The following is a 12,857-nucleotide window of genomic DNA, read 5'->3' on the forward strand; positions in this document are numbered from 1 at the left end:
AGCCAGACGTTCCAGGCTCCCTCCCCGAAAGAAGAGGTTACTCCGGTAGCAATGTAGCCACCATCACTGGTCTGCTGGACAAAATTGCCTTCATCTACACCGGCACCACCGAATGTGCGCCTGAAACTCACCGGCGGTTGGGGAAGCTCCTGCGGATCTGCAGCCCGGAGGGGGAATCCTGAACCCAGGGCAGCGGCCAATACCACTGCGCAGACCCATATGGGGACCCGTCCCCGGTAGCCTGGTCTTGTAGATAACATGACCAAAGTTACAACCGGCGACCCACCGCGCCTTATTCTTTGAAATATCGGTGGTGAAAACTACACCTTGCCGTTAAGGGTCGTAATCTCAGCCCCTCTTAGGTCGGCCTGACTAGCGTAATGCGAAATTGTTGGGAACAGCTAAGCGGGAAGGTGCCGGGGCCTACCGGATGAACAGCTCGGTCACGGTCCGGCCCTCATTGGGCTCATTGGTCCGATTTTCCAGCTGCTGGAGCTCGTATGCCGCAATGGCTCGGGCGGTCTGTCGCTCTTCCTCGGTCGGTTGTCGCTCCGTCGGCCCGACTCGTTCACCAGCGGCGGCTCCAGGTGCGCCCTCTTCATTCTCCGGGGCTTCCGCAAGTCCCGCCCTCGGTCGACCTTCAGCGGCGCCAGCCGGGGCTGCCCCGGGAGCAGCTTCCTCTTCAGCCTCTGCCCGGAAGCCAGCTCTTGGCGCTGGCGCGTTCTCAGGGGCTCCGGGCTCACCAGCCGCTGGAATGGCCGCCATTGGACCACCAGGGGCGGCGGGTCCACCGGCCGCTGCCGGGGTTCGCTCGGCCGTCGGGGGTACACCCGCCCTCAAAGCCTCATCAGCAGCGGCACCAGGGGGTGTCCGACCTGCGCCTTCCGCCTCAGGCGGTTGGAGAATCGGTCTGGGAACGTTGGCTCTTAACTCCTCGTCAGCCGCTTCGGCCGGGGTCCTCCTCAAAGCAACCGCCGCTTCAGCGGGCGTTTCAGGCGGCTCCGGTGCTGGAGGCGCCGGGTTCGCGGGCTGGTCCGGCGCTACATCAGCCAGGAAATCCTCGCGCGTCGGACCAACCGGACCTGCACCACCAACCGGCTGGGGCATTAAAGGTTCCGGCTGGAGTAAATTCTCCAGGGCTTGCTCAGCGGGATTCACCGGCACGGCAACCGTCGGCGCAGGTGCCGCAGCAGGACCAGGCGGGCCAATATTCCCGCCACCAGGCGCGCCTGCGGCCAGTCCAGCAGGCGGATTCAATTCCGGGGGAGCACCGGGCCCTTGTGCAGCTGCCGCCGGACCACCCGCCAGCTGCGCATTAGCTCGCAGTCCGGCAAGATCGCCTGCTCCCTCACCAGGGGCCGCATTACCCCTCTCAAGGGGAGTCTGGGCAGTGTTAAACAGCCGGTACGTAGCGTTAATATTGCCAATCCTGTTGCCTTCTTCGGCTCCCCCGATATTTTCGGTACCAATTCCAGCCCGCGGCGCATTATCAGTTTCATTCGCCTGTCCGGGGGTCACCCGCTCTACCAGTGGCGGGCGCTCCAACTGGGTGCCACCAATGTTTCCCTGGGCCATGAACCCGCGGTCAGCACCCAGCGGCGTGGTCCCGTCAACACCGAGGGCACCGCCCGGATTGCCAATCCGCTGCTGAACCCGGGCCAGGGGACCTTGGGCCGGTTGATTTACCTCTCCCCGGCCTTGCAGTGCCGGGGCGGCTGCGGCGGCGCCGAAGCCCGCTCCACCGGGAGCATTGGCCCGATTACCAGCCCCGGCGGGGCCTCCCGCGGGACCAAAAGCAGCGCCGGGACCTACGTTCCCCCCGAAACCAACGGCAGGGGCCATTCGGTCGGCCGGGTTGGCCAGTCGCGCAACGGGCTGGCGGCCCTGATTCAGGGCATTACCAAGAGCAGTCTGCTCAAAACTGGCCGCCATTCGGACCCCATCCATTGTGGGCGGCTCACGGTTGGCTAGGATAGCGGGTTGACTACCGACCTGGAATCCGGCTTGTCGCGGGGCACCAGCAGCGCCCGCCGCCCCGCCTTGCTGCGCTCTTTGATTGGCTCCGGTGGGCAGAATAGCGACCCTACGGTCATCCTGACCGGCCATCTGGGCGGGTTGATTGGCGGTTCGGAAAGCCTCTACAGCCTGTTGGAACTGGCGGCGGAGGGCAGCCCTATCAGGTGGGGCTTGTTCGCGGGGTTCGGCGGCTCGTTCCGCTCCCTCCGCTGGTCGGGCCTCCCGCGTCTCGCGGGCTTCCCCGGCCTCTCGCGCTCGCTGGCTGATATCGACCAGAACCGCCCGTCTGGCTTGGCCGCTTCGGGCGAGGGCAGCTTCGAATATTCCTCTGCCGCGCCCGCCTCGAGCAGTCTCGTTGGCCTGATCGGCCTGCTCATTCTGATCGGGATTGGCCGCCTGTGGACGCTGGAAACGCTCGAAAATCGCGCTGAAGTCGAACCGGGCGAACAAATCGTCGAGATTGATGCTATCAGACACGGCTCAATATCTGCTCAAAATGGCCGATAATGAAAAAGGCCAGCAACTGAGAGAACCGACAACGAAGGGTGATTTACGCCACACTCATCACGGCCTTTCAGTTGTTGGCCTCTTTCAATCTCAAATTATCAACGCCTCAAGACACCACTCCTTTATTCAGGAGCCGTGTCCTGTCGCTCTTCCGGTGCTTAAACATATATAACAATTTCTAAAAATGCAAGTGGAATCTCTATGCTCTAAATCTCTGTTTACACCTCGCTCTCCAGCTCCACTCATATCATTAGAACCCTATCCAGGACTGTAATAAAGGTTATACTATACCGCCAACCTAAATCAAAGCGGGTAACTAACAACTTCACGCATCGTCTCCCTCACCTGCTCATATACCACGAAGACGTGCGCCCTGACGGCATGGTAATCCGCCGCTGCCGCGCTCCACTTCAGGACCAGGTGGCTCAAAGCTCCACCTCCAAGCCTTCATAGGCCACCGTGCAGCGGATATTCTGGCCCATCTTTTGCAGCCGGCTGTTCGCCTCTTCCTGGATGGCATCCAGTTCCGTATCGCTTCGGTCCGGGTCGTGATGGTAGAGAATCAGATTTTGGACTTCAGCAGCCCGGGCCAACTCACACACCTGGCTTACCAGGCTATGCCCCCAGCCGTGCTTATGCGGCATGTCATCTTCCCGGTATTGGGCATCGTGAATCAGCACGTCAGATCCCTGGCAGAACCGGACGAACTCCTCAAACCCGGTCGCCCTAGGATATGGCGGCTCCAGCTCGTTGTCGGTGAGGTAAACCATTGACCGGCCATTCTCCTCAACCCGGTAGCCAAAGCCACCACCCGGATGGTTGGTATCAATCCGGGCAATGTTGAAACCATGCGCGGCCAGGAAGGTGAGCATCTCCTCCTCCACACACTGGTAATCGGACGGCAGCTCATCGGCCTTTACCGGGAAGTGGGCCCCGTCCATCTGGTCAACCAGGGCACACAGTCTGCGCTTCTCGTACGGGGTCTGAAAAACAAATACCGTACGGTCCGGCTGGTACAGCGGTGCAAAGAAGGGAAATCCCTGGATGTGGTCCCAGTGATTGTGGGAAATTAGGATATATATATCGGTAGTGTCAGCTAACAGGGCCTTTCCCAGGTTCCTAATCCCCGTCCCCGCGTCCAGCACCAGGGTTCTGTCACCCTTCAGGTGAACGCTGGTGCAGGAAGTATTCCCCCCGTAGCGGAGCGTAGCCGATCCCGGGCTGGGAATGGAACCACGGACACCCCAGAACTTGATCTTCATTGTGATCCGGGCCTTTCTATCAACTTGCAGGATGCGACCTGACCGGTAGCTACCGGTCTCCGATAAGATACGCACCTGGGCGGAAAGGTGCAAGGGAAGGTCGCGGGAACGTCAGATAGGGGGTTGTATTACCTGAAGGCATTTCCAGGGCAAAATGGTCTGAATAACGGGCATGCCCCTGGACCCTTTCGATACCAGCTTGAAAGTTACCCCCCATCTCAGAAAACCACCACCGGCTGCACGAACAGCTCCCAGAATTTCTGTTTGACGGCCCCGAAAGATTGGGTCTCTACCACGTACTTCCGGCGGTTTTCGTAGAGGTATCCAACTTTCAGTCCGACGAGCCTCTTCCGCAGCGGGAAGAATTTGCCGTATTCAAAGAGGACCCGCGAAAAGCCATCGCCGGGCTCGGAGATGGGCATCTGCAGCTCCAGAGCCGTCGTGCTGTTATTCAGCAGCCGCCAATCCTTACTACCCCTATCAGTTCTCTCCCGCTGCAGTGTAAGACTCAGCGTGTTAGATACTTCAGGGATCCCGTACCAGCGGTAGCCGCCCTTCAGATCCCAGAAACGCTGTTTCGGGCCCTCGCTCCCCTCACCTTTGAGCTTCCACTCAATTCGGAACCACCCGCCTTCCACCACAGCATTGTCAAACAGCTGCTGAAGACCCGTGGTGACCACCAGCCCCGCAGCTCCCGTCGCCGCGACCACCAGCTCATCCTCATCGCTCAGGTTCCAGAAGGCCGCCAGCTGCCCCAGAAAAACACTCACCGACCAGGGCTCCTGGTAACCTGCCCCCAGACTCCTGATCAGGTTAAACTCTTTCCCGACATTGAAAGCATGATATACATCACTCTCATCTCTTTCCAGCCAGGCAGAAAAGGCGGCGAGCGGATACTCCGTGAGCTCAAGGAGGAAATATCCGGGCCTCAGGGACCGATGAAGCAAGTCCCGGTAGAGGTGGATTTCGTCCTCCTGCCAGATCGTAAAATCCTCTTCCCGGTCCAGATCCACAAACAGGCTGCCGTAACTGCGATAGGTACCCATCACCAGTGCCGCCCCCCAATCCCGGTCCAGCCAGCGCCAATGGCGCGTCGGTATCGTCTCCCACATGCTGCCGTAGCGGCTGCAAGAGCTTCCCCCCTCACCAGCGCCTGCCGTGGTCGGCAGCCAGAATAAAAGGCTGAGAAGGATCCCTCTCTGCAGAATGGAGGTCAACTTAACTCCATCATATCCAATACCTTAGCAAGAAAAGGCATTAGATTGCTCTCCGGGAATTTCCCATTTTCGGGAACATGACTTTGCCCAAACTTCAATCGTGCCTCTACCATTCTCCGCCCACAACTTCAATACTATCGCCACCCTCAATGACATAAACTAAGTGCGGCGTGCGATGAGTCCAAGGCAATCATTACCGGCAAACTGCAGCCCCGTCTGCTTGCCGGCATCTGAAATTTTATTGGCAGGGCTTTCCTGGTTCAAATACCAATGTGTCATGCTTTTTAAATTAGCGCGGTTAGCTTAAAGGGCTTGGACGATTAGCCACAAACTGCTCAAATCCCTGCTGATTGTAGCGGGAACCATCTGTGTTGGATTGGGTGCCCTGGGAATATTCCTCCCGCTGTTGCCCACTACCCCATTTCTCCTGCTCGCGGCCGCATGTTACATCCGCAGCTCGGATAAATTCTACCACTGGCTGATAACCAACCGCTGGTTCGGCCGCTACATCAAGAATTATCGCGAAGGGAAAGGGGTGACTATCACCACCAAGGTTACCGCCATCAGCCTGCTCTGGCTGACGATAGGCTATTCCGCCTTTTTCGTGGTTGACAACTGGATTGTGCGCGCCTTGTTGCTCCTGATTGCCGCCGCCGTCACCACTCATCTCGTTCTATTGAAGACCCTGAAGCGGCCGGAATGATGGTCTTTCGACTGGGACCTCAAGGTTGGGCTTGACTCCGATCCCTTCCCAGTGAGTGCTTGTGAAGCGACATGATTACGGATAAAGACTTGGTTCCTTGCCATGTTAGCAGGGTAAAGGCTCAAGACAATACTCTAGCATAGAAATATTACCTAATGCAATTCGTTTAAATAATTTCTAACGGTTTACAAAATATGCACCATAAACGCCGGATACTACTAGTGGCACCGCTCGACGCTCAGGTGATACTGCCAGAGTCAACCGGGGCGCTCCTGCCGCGCCCATCAGGTCTGCTAGCGGCATGAGCCTGCCGAAGACAGGAAATTGCCTTTTGTGCGGTGGCAGTTCGCCGCGCCCTGCAGCGACCATCGGCATATGTGTCAATTGCCTCCGAACCAGCTTCCCTTCCGCTAGTCCACGGCTGGCGGCGGTGCATGCGGCGTCGCGCACGACCTTTGATCTGCCAACCATACCCCCACGCAATCCCACCGGCATCAAGTGCCCATTGTGCAGCAACGAGTGTATCATTGGTGAGGGGGAGCGGGGCTTTTGCGGCTTGCGCACGGTTCGTAAGGGTAAATTGGTTCATCTTGCCGGAATACCGGCCCGCGGCCTGCTGAGCTGGTACCGCGATCCGCTGCCCACCAACTGCGTGGCGGATTGGGTCTGCGAAGGCAGCCAGCACCCAGGTTACCACAATCTGGCCGTCTTCTACGCCAGCTGCACGTCAAATTGCCTCTTCTGCCAGAACTGGCATTTTCGCAGAACTTCACCCACGACAAGTAAGACCCTCAGTGCGGGCGCGCTGGCGGCGGTAGCGAATGAACACACCTTTTGCGTCTGTTTCTTTGGCGGCGATCCTGCCTCACAGATGCCTCACGCGCTGGCTTCGGCCAAGCAGCTCGCGCAGCGCGGGGTGCGGGTGTGCTGGGAGACGAACGGTATGATGCAGCCGAAACTGCTCAACGCCGCCGTCGAGCATTCTATCCGCACCGGTGGCTGCATCAAATTCGATCTGAAAGCCTTTGACGAAGAGCTGCACCTGGCATTGACCGGCGTTTCCAACCGACGGACAAAGGAAAACTTTGCCCGCGCCGCCCAGCGCTTCGCCGAACGTCCGGAAGTCCCTCTCGTCATTGCCAGCACACTCCTCGTGCCGGACTATATCGACGAGGACCAGGTAAGCAAGATCGCGAGTTTCATTGCCGCGATCAATCCGGAGATTCCCTACGCGCTGCTGGCCTTCGCACCCCACTTCTACATGAGTGATCTGCCCTGCACCTCGGCAAGTCATGCCCGGGAGGCCGAAGCTGCCGCCCGCAGCGCCGGGCTGGTCAACGTACGCATCGGAAACCGGCATCTATTGGGGCTGGAATAGCGCTGGTCTCAGCGCCTCGATCTGCCGAATCGAATCAGTTGCTTCTAACCCAAATTACTAGGGCATAATTTTAACCATCACCACGCCATGCGAAGGAACTCGCGCCGAAAAGCTGCCTTTAAACTTGCCCAGGTCTTTTGCTGACCATAAGTCACGAACTCTGGCCGATAGATTGTTCGGGTAGCCGATTTCATTCCATGCGACGGACATTTTTGCATCTGAATCGCTACGGCTAAACAGCACCACCGATCGGGTGCCATCCTGAAGTTGTTTTGCCCATACTTCGAAATCCCCGTCATCCCTGACCTTCCGGCCCTGCCTGCCCAGGGGGTCCTGATTAACGGCAATGACCTCCTTATTGGTCAATATCTCGACTATCTCCGCGGACATGTCCCGCAAATCGTTGCCGGCCATCAGGGGTGCTGCCAACAGGCACCAGAGGCTGAAATGGGCGCGATATTCGGTTATGCTCATGCCCCCATTGCCGACTTCGAGCATGTCGGGATCGTTCCAATGGCCGGGGCCGGCATATGACTCCAGCCCAGCCTGTAGATCGAGAATTTTCGTCCAGCCCATGCCGCCCCAATCCCTCACGCAGTCCCAGCAATCCTGAATATCGCCGGTGGTGCGCCACAAATGACCGATGTCCTTCGCCCACAGCCACGGCTTATTGGTGCCCCATTCACAGATGCTGAAAACAATCGGACGTCCTGCCTTCTGAAGGGCATCCCGCATCAAGGCGTAAGAGGCCTCTGCATTCTGCTTGCCGTGGTAGCACCAGTCATACTTCAAATAGTCCACCCCCCAGACGGCATACTGGCGCGCATCCTGAAATTCGTACCCCCGGCTCCCGGGTCGCTTTTGACAGGTCATCATACCCGCATCCGAATACAGGCCAAACTTCAATCCTTTGGCATGAATATAGTCGGCCAGCGCTTTCATACCCGACGGAAACCGCTCGGGATCGGGAATGATGTTGCCCTGATCGTCCCGGCCCACCTGCCAGCAGTCGTCGATGACCACATAGCGATAACCGGCGTCTCTCATCCCGCTGCTGACCAGCGCATCGGCAATCTCTCTGATTAATGCTTCATCAACATTGCAGCCAAACTTATTCCAGCTGTTCCAACCCATAGGTGGGGTTAAGGCCAGACCATCGTCGAGGGCCTCAATATCCTCCATCGGAAGGGAAAAAATAACAGCGGCGAGCAGAAAATTCGCGCTCCACCCGGACCATTTCCTGAAGAGATTAATTTTCATGCAGTACTCCTTAGGCCTCCTTGGCGCTCATTTCTGAAGTTCCGCTGGCACAGGATGATCAGGGGTGGGGATTTCGTTAGTAATCGCCACGATTCTCCAGTGAGCGTCCTTCTTTATTAATAAAAAGCTGTCTATTCCTTGCTGTGGTTCCCTCGGCGAACCAGGAATACTGGCCTCATATAATACAAGTACTTGAGCCATATCACCAATCACTACCGGCCGCATGCGGATTATCCTCTCCACAAAACCCGTTTCCTCTACTTCTGCAGGCTCAATGAAATTGATGAAGTCGTCAATGAATCCCTCCACAGAAAACACTGTCGTGCTATCACGGCTGGTGCGCAATACAATGACAGCCTCATCGATAAAAAGTGATTCTACCTCATCCCAGTCCGGCGTTTGGCCCACTTCGAAGGTGACTAACCTGTAAAGTTCGGTTACTACGCCTTCTGCTGTCTTAAATGCATTCTCTGGAGATAAGGTCTGCCCCTGTGCCAAGACGTAGGAACATGTAAGATGGATGAGCAATAATACCGGCAACAGGGTCTTCATTCGAGAAAATTTCATGATATTTGCTCCTTTGGATAATTGATATTCTGGCTAATATACTTAGTCAGAGCAAAGTAAGCTCGTGAGGCTAATAACTAAAGGAGACGTCTTGCGTTTCCAGGGTGCTGTTGACGCCTCGTTCGAACCCTCCAGGGCTACTTCCTATTTCAGCAGCACCATCTTGATGGATTTGCTGTACTCCGGGGTCACCAACCGGGCGATGTAGATGCCGGAAGGCACTTCGCGGCCTATGACATCCCTACCGTCCCATATCACCTGATAATAGCCTGGTTCCATTTCTTGATCTGCCAGACGTGCCACCTCCCGGCCCAGGATGTCATAGACGATCAATGAGACATCACTTGATAGGGACACGTCATAGCGCACGGTGGTGACCGGATTGAAGGGATTGGGGTAATTTTCTGAGAAGTTAAATTGACTAGGGACTTTGATTGTGCCTCGACTGAAAAGTGGAGGTGTGCAGTACTCATTACTCTTTGCACTCCAATTCCCGTGTATATCCTCCGCCACTATCACATAATAGAGACTACCTGTACTTAGGCTAATAACGTCTTGGTACGCAGTGTCGCTCACAACGGCGAGAGGTTCAAGATGACTTGGATCTACTCCCGGCAAAGTACTTCTGAAAACCAAATAGTGCTTCAGGTCTGCTTCCTGATTGCGATGCCAGCTCAAACTGATGACCTCTCCATCCCAACTCCCTATGAGATTCTGTGGGGGCAATGGTGCCAGGTTATCTACCGAATAACCGCTATCAGGTGAGGAATCATAGAACACATTCGGATCCTTCGTATGTGCTGATACAAGCACGTAATGGATGCCATTGGTCCCGGCCATTGAATCGTAGAGAGTTGGCACAGTATATGAGTACTCTGAGAAACGATGTGCAGGCTGATTGGCGATCCACTCCCATGAGTATGATACCCCATTCTTCATTATCACACGAGAACCACCTTCATGAGGCTTAATCGGCGAAGCCCGAGACACTTGCTCCGACTTACTGGTGAGTAGGGTAAATGGAATCGCTCTCCAGACACTATAATATGGAAGTTCGTTTACATCCCAGTCCAATAATGAAGCCTTCCAGGTGACTGTCACTTTGCCACCCTGGTCATGGGGTACATCACTAACTGAGAGAATGATTGGGGAGTATTGCGGTCCCACAGCAAGAAGATTAGATCCACTGCCAACAAACAGGGTACTATCTGAGCCGATAGCAAATCCACGGCCAACATTTGCACCAGCTTCATATTCCCACCTCACTGTCCCTTCACTAGTTAGGGCATAGAGCATGCACTCCATCCAAAGCATAGGACCCGATCCGACGTAAATAGTACCCGCAGCATCAATTGCAGGAGCGGTCAATATCATATCTCCTGAATTGAAGGTCCATCTTAAGGAACCGTCAGAATTAAGAGCATACAGCTTGTGATCAAGTGAACCGACATAGACGGTTCCATCTACGTCAAGGGCTGGTGAAACATCAATGAAGTAGCCCGTAGTGTAGGTCCATTTTAGAGATCCATCAGGATTGATCACATAAAACTGATTGTCTTCAGATCCGACATACACAGTCCCGTCATCCCCAACTGCTGGTGAGGCGATGATTACACCATTGGTTGTAAAGTCCCATTTTTTCGATCCGTCAGGATTCACAGCATAGAGTTTTCCATCAAATGACCCCACATATATAGTGCCATCCGCGCCAATCGCTGGTGAAGAATCGACCCTGCCACCGGTTCTAAACTTCCATTTCAACGAGCCATCAAATCTAATGGCATATAGCGAACTATCACCAGAGCCGACATAGACATTACCGCTTGTGTCAATAGAAGGTGAGGATTGTATCCATCTATCGGCATTAAAGACCCATTTCAGTGATCCATCTGAATTAAGAGCGTAGAGCTTGCCATCCTGCGAACCAAAATAGACGGTTCCCTCCGATCCTAGGGCAGGCGAGGAAAGTACCTGACCAGCAGTTTTAAATGACCATTTTAGTGATCCATCCGGACCAATGGCATACAGCGAACTGTCTAGAGAGGTGCAATAGATTGTACCATCAGGCGCAATGGAAGGAGCAGATAGGATCCAATCTCCAGCAGCGAATGACCATCTCGTTGTTGGATTTTCATACACCGCGTATGGACTTCTTCCGCTATGCTCTGCATCATGTTGATACATGGGCCACGGTGATTCTACAGCCTGGCTAAATACGGAACATGTAATACAAAAAAGTGTCACTGTGCGGTTTCCGCCTAGCCGTCTGGTAAACATAATTCTAGCTCCTTACCTCACCAGCACCATCTTGATGGACTTGCTGTACCTCAGTGTCACCAGCCGGGCAATGTAGATGCCGGAAGGGACTATTCGGCTATATTGATTTTTACCATCCCACTGAACTTGGTGGTACCCCGGCTCTATATAGCCATCCACCAGCCGGGCCACTTCTCTCCCAAGGATATCATAGACCACAAGGGAGACGTCGCTACCCTTTGGCAGGTCATACCTGATCGTTGACGCCGGGTTGAAGGGATTAGGATAATTCTGATGCACATGGAATCGTCGAGGTATCTCCTGTTCAATACAATCGACGGACACCGTTTCCACGGAATATTCCACTAGCTCAAATCGAAACGAACCCCCAAACCAGGTATTGGATCCGGTATTGAGAACTTGTCCGACACCAGGTGCGTAATAGTGCCAACTCTTCTGGGTTGTATCTCCTTCCGTAGATTGGGTCAATCCAATCTTGATGCAATTGTCGAACGTCCCAGCCGGCACCTCAATCGTAACGGCTATGCTCTCGACAACAAAGGAGAAATGCCCTCCCATCTCATAGGAATCGAACTCCCAGGTATACCCCTGGTTGATCATAGCATTTGGCCACCACAAAACTGGCGATTCGAAGAAAATAGCTGAATCCACCAGCGATGTATCACCGAGAGCAGCTATGACGATACCCTCAGGATCGACTCTCAGCCAGGAATACCAGCACCATGCTGGACTACCATCGTCGGCGGCCGTGGTCTCTTTAAAGAGATAGAGCTGTTCACCGCCTACCTCTTCAACTGCTGGAACTTCCATCCGGTAGGTTGCCGGATCATACACACCACCCAGGGTGTCTGTACGATGAACCCAGTAATTCCCCGCACACAGAGGGAAATAATCGATGGCTTGTTGAGCAGTAGCTGGTTGTAGAAGGGATATGCAAAGAATGGAAGCCAGAACTGTCAGAGTATTATTCATGACCAGCCCTCCAATTGAGATATTTCACTACTTTTTCAAAAATAAGGACTTTTGTCTCGCTTATCAATCCGCTAATGGAGGCTCTGGAAGAAAGCCCTTCCTACTTCACTACCAACCCCGCATCCTGCGAGACGAAGGCACATTGAAGGCTTTACTTTCCGGCGCAACCAGCTAGACAATGTGAATGCCGGAGGGTATTGGTACTATTTGTGGCTCACCCCTGTCACTAAACCATCTGTTAGCTAACCACAACAATGATGTCTTCTGAAGTGATCTCCCCCAGCCAGTATCTAGTGCCGAAGGAATCGCGATCTTCTTTTTCTATCCTGGTCGGATTTGAAAACCTGAGATAGCAATCATATGAACCAGCGGGTATCCTGGAATAACCTCGCAATTGAACGGTTCTTCGCAGGGATTCACCTGCCTTTATTTTGGTGAACCATTCCGGTTGCCAACTGTAAAAAGGATCGGGTGTAATAACCTCTTTATGTGTCGACTCAAGGTAGTGAGTATCTTCACTCCAGAAAACAATCCCATTCGTGAAATAGTGAAACTGGGCACTGCCCATGCGGTCCGGATCAAGGATCAACAGGTCGTCGCAATCATCATTTTTGATCGTGAATGTGTACTGAACCGTTGATATGTCAGCATTTTCCACGACACCGACAGCATCCAGGCTGAGGTCCAGGCCACCATGA

General features: G+C 54.6%; 11 protein-coding genes. 2 read left to right on the top strand and 9 right to left on the bottom strand.

From position 1 onward, the window contains the following. The 4 genes from ACETWG_00200 to ACETWG_00215 form a co-directional block, all read right to left on the bottom strand. Positions 1-206: hypothetical protein (locus tag ACETWG_00200; GenBank protein ID MFB0515009.1), on the bottom strand; the 206-nt coding region annotated here is incomplete at its 3' end. Positions 207-423: 217 nt separating this feature from the next. Beyond that, the gene (locus ACETWG_00205; GenBank protein MFB0515010.1) at positions 424-2,493 is read right to left on the bottom strand and encodes a hypothetical protein; all 2,070 of its coding nucleotides are present in this window, start codon (positions 2,491-2,493) and stop codon (positions 424-426) included. Positions 2,494-2,948: 455 nt separating this feature from the next. Further along, positions 2,949-3,785, bottom strand: a complete 837-nt coding sequence (locus tag ACETWG_00210) for an MBL fold metallo-hydrolase (GenBank protein ID MFB0515011.1) — start codon at positions 3,783-3,785, stop codon at positions 2,949-2,951. A gap of 218 nt (positions 3,786-4,003) precedes the next feature. Continuing rightward, positions 4,004-5,002 carry a hypothetical protein gene (locus ACETWG_00215; protein ID MFB0515012.1) on the bottom strand — a complete coding sequence of 333 codons (999 nt, stop codon included), beginning with the start codon at positions 5,000-5,002 and terminating at the stop codon, positions 4,004-4,006. Positions 5,003-5,351: 349 nt separating this feature from the next. Between ACETWG_00215 and ACETWG_00220 the strand changes: the two genes are divergently transcribed. Together ACETWG_00220 and ACETWG_00225 are read left to right on the top strand one after the other, a co-directional pair. Next, positions 5,352-5,705, top strand: a complete 354-nt coding sequence (locus ACETWG_00220) for a YbaN family protein (GenBank protein MFB0515013.1) — start codon at positions 5,352-5,354, stop codon at positions 5,703-5,705. Positions 5,706-6,135: 430 nt separating this feature from the next. After that, positions 6,136-7,083, top strand: a complete 948-nt coding sequence (locus ACETWG_00225) for a radical SAM protein (GenBank protein ID MFB0515014.1) — start codon at positions 6,136-6,138, stop codon at positions 7,081-7,083. A gap of 57 nt (positions 7,084-7,140) precedes the next feature. Here the strand turns inward: ACETWG_00225 and ACETWG_00230 are convergent, their stop codons facing one another. The 5 genes from ACETWG_00230 to ACETWG_00250 form a co-directional block, all read right to left on the bottom strand. After that, positions 7,141-8,265 (bottom strand): glycoside hydrolase family 27 protein, encoded by a 1,125-nt coding sequence (locus tag ACETWG_00230; GenBank protein MFB0515015.1) that lies wholly within the window; start codon positions 8,263-8,265, stop codon positions 7,141-7,143. Positions 8,266-8,370: 105 nt separating this feature from the next. After that, positions 8,371-8,910 carry a hypothetical protein gene (locus ACETWG_00235; GenBank protein ID MFB0515016.1) on the bottom strand — a complete coding sequence of 180 codons (540 nt, stop codon included), beginning with the start codon at positions 8,908-8,910 and terminating at the stop codon, positions 8,371-8,373. Between the two features lie 144 nt (positions 8,911-9,054). Beyond that, positions 9,055-11,187, bottom strand: coding sequence for a PQQ-binding-like beta-propeller repeat protein (locus ACETWG_00240; protein MFB0515017.1), 2,133 nt, complete (start codon positions 11,185-11,187; stop codon positions 9,055-9,057). Positions 11,188-11,199: 12 nt separating this feature from the next. Then, positions 11,200-12,159: a T9SS type A sorting domain-containing protein gene (locus tag ACETWG_00245; protein ID MFB0515018.1), complete on the bottom strand. Its 960-nt coding sequence runs from the start codon at positions 12,157-12,159 to the stop codon at positions 11,200-11,202. A 238-nt stretch (positions 12,160-12,397) separates the two neighbouring features. Beyond that, positions 12,398-12,857 (bottom strand): hypothetical protein (locus ACETWG_00250; GenBank protein MFB0515019.1); only part of this gene is annotated, 460 nt, incomplete at its 5' end.

This window comes from Candidatus Neomarinimicrobiota bacterium (genome assembly GCA_041862535.1).
Lineage (GTDB): Bacteria > Fidelibacterota > Marinisomatia > SCGC-AAA003-L08 > TS1B11.

Coding starts and splice junctions, on each gene's coding strand:
- ACETWG_00210 (MFB0515011.1), bottom strand. CDS start 3,785: ATGAAGATCAAGTTCTGGGGTGTCCGTGGTTCCATTCCCAGCCCGGGA.
- ACETWG_00240 (MFB0515017.1), bottom strand. CDS start 11,187: ATGTTTACCAGACGGCTAGGCGGAAACCGCACAGTGACACTTTTTTGT.
- ACETWG_00245 (MFB0515018.1), bottom strand. CDS start 12,159: ATGAATAATACTCTGACAGTTCTGGCTTCCATTCTTTGCATATCCCTT.
- ACETWG_00230 (MFB0515015.1), bottom strand. CDS start 8,265: ATGGAGGATATTGAGGCCCTCGACGATGGTCTGGCCTTAACCCCACCT.
- ACETWG_00235 (MFB0515016.1), bottom strand. CDS start 8,910: ATGAAATTTTCTCGAATGAAGACCCTGTTGCCGGTATTATTGCTCATC.